General features: G+C 67.7%; 1 protein-coding gene. It reads right to left on the bottom strand.

All coding sequences use genetic code 11. The annotated features are described in order from the left end of the window. Positions 1-52: 52 nt before the first annotated feature. The gene (locus ACIP98_RS42365; protein WP_401982219.1) at positions 53-796 is read right to left on the bottom strand and encodes an IPT/TIG domain-containing protein; all 744 of its coding nucleotides are present in this window, start codon (positions 794-796) and stop codon (positions 53-55) included. Positions 797-1,941 lie beyond the last annotated feature (1,145 nt).

The following is a 1,941-nucleotide window of genomic DNA, read 5'->3' as shown; positions in this document are numbered from 1 at the left end:
GGGTTACCGTCCGCTCCGGGCCGGTCCATGGGGGCCGGCCGCTGGGGTGCGGTCAGATGCCCGGGCCCGCGACGTAGGTGAACGCGTCCGTTGCGGTCGCGCTGCCCGCGTCGTTGGTCACGACGACATCGACGAGTCCGGCGGTCCCGGGAGGCGTGACCGCCGACACCGCGGTGTCGGAGATCACGGTGAAGGGTGCCGGGTTGCCGTCGAAGGTGACCGCGGTGGTGCTGGTGAGTCCGGTGCCGGACACGGTCACTGACGTGCCGCCCGAGGTCGGGCCCTGTGCCGGGGCGACGGTTGTCACCGTCGGGGCTGCGACGTAGGTGTACGAGAGCCCGTTGTTGGTACCGCCGGCAGTGGTGACGCTGACACCGACCGAGCCGGCCGCACCGGCCGGGGCGGCGACGGTGATCTGACCGTCGGACACCACCGTCGGCACTGCGGTGTTGGCGCCGAACGCGACGCTGGTGGCACTGGACAGGCCGGTGCCGTTGATGGTGATCGTCTCGCCGCCTGCCGTCGATCCGGTGGCCGGGCTGATGCTCTGCTTGAACGGCGCCCCGACGTAGTAGAACGGGATCGGGTTGCTCGTTCCGCCCGGGGTGGTGACGGTGACGCCGACCGCGCCGCTGCCGGAGGGCGAGACGGCGGTGACCTGGGTGGGCGAAACGTTGGTGACGGCGGTCGCCGGCCGTGTACCGAACCGCACGGCGCTGGTGCCTGTGAGGTTGGTGCCGGTGATGGTGACCAATGTGCCGCCACCGCTGGATCCTTGATTCGGGCTGATAGGCATGAGGTGTTCCTCCTCGCTCGGAATGCGGTACATTGCCGAGCAGTGATGGGGCGTTCGGTCCGCGCACGTCCCTGGTGGGTGCGAGCAGCTCTCGTGTCCACTGGCCAGGTGGTAACCCGATGGCCCTTGCGCCCGAGAACCCGATCGGCGGTGTGCACCCGTCGACGTGAAGCACAGGGGCCTATCGAGGGAAGAACGGCCTGTCAGGTGTGAGTTGCCACCTGATCAGGGGCTTGCCCACGTCCGTTTGCAGAGTCGAATGCCGCTGATACGGACACTTCGGAGTAACCCATAAGGGTGACCGAACGACAAGGCTTCAGTCCCAAAGTCAACCGTTCGAGCGAGCGCCACGGCGTGAAGAGACGCGTTTCGACGGCGTATTCAAGATTGTCTTTTCATATGCCAATCAGATGAAACATTGGCGATCAATTCGATGTGAATCCACCGCACCTCGACAGACGGCCCCCACGCACCCCGGAGCAGACTCCCAACCAGGCCCAGCTCGGACCGGGTTGCGAGCACGGGACCGCCACGGTCTACCAGCAGCCGGGCTCGGCAGTCGAACTCCTGGCGTCCTGGGAACCGGACCATGCCCGTGCCGCCCGGGCAGCTCACGCAAGGCGTCCGCGAACCTCAGGCCCCCTGCCGATCGGCCGGGGATCCCTGCTCGCGTCGGCATGGTCGACCTCCTGACCAACGCCGGCATCCGGCTACGGGACGGACAGCCCTGACAGCGCGGCGGCACACGGCCCGCATGTCCCATAGCGGCCGCTGGGAGGGGCTCTTCGCAGGCAAACAAGCTGCCAACCCCAGGCGAAGACCGTGCGCCGGCCATGGGGCCCTGGCCGCTCTCAAGCCCCGGCACCTCCTGCGCGAATTGCCCTGCGGCACCTCGCATCCATCCTCGTCCAGCCGCCCCCGCCCACCCCAACATCCCGACCGAGGCCGAGACCTCTCACTCTTTAGGGTGATATGCGGTTCCGGGTATTGCCACGCCTTTTAATCCGTGGGCTACTCCGAATGAAGAACCACCAGTCCTATCGGCGTAGGGGCCGGGTCGGCCCGAAGGCGCAACGCCGATCGGCCCGACGGACTCGAGGGAGCGCCCCCATGCCGGTCGTACCGAATCAGGGCTCCACAGGCGG

Origin of the sequence: Streptomyces sp. NPDC088354, assembly GCF_044753585.1 — a bacterium.
In the GTDB taxonomy this organism is placed as follows: Bacteria; Actinomycetota; Actinomycetes; order Streptomycetales; family Streptomycetaceae; genus Actinacidiphila.
This window is presented reverse-complemented; position numbering and strand designations above follow the sequence as displayed.

Excerpts from the sequence above, each read along its gene's own strand:
- ACIP98_RS42365 (WP_401982219.1), bottom strand. The coding sequence starts at position 796 with ATGCCTATCAGCCCGAATCAAGGATCCAGCGGTGGCGGCACATTGGTC.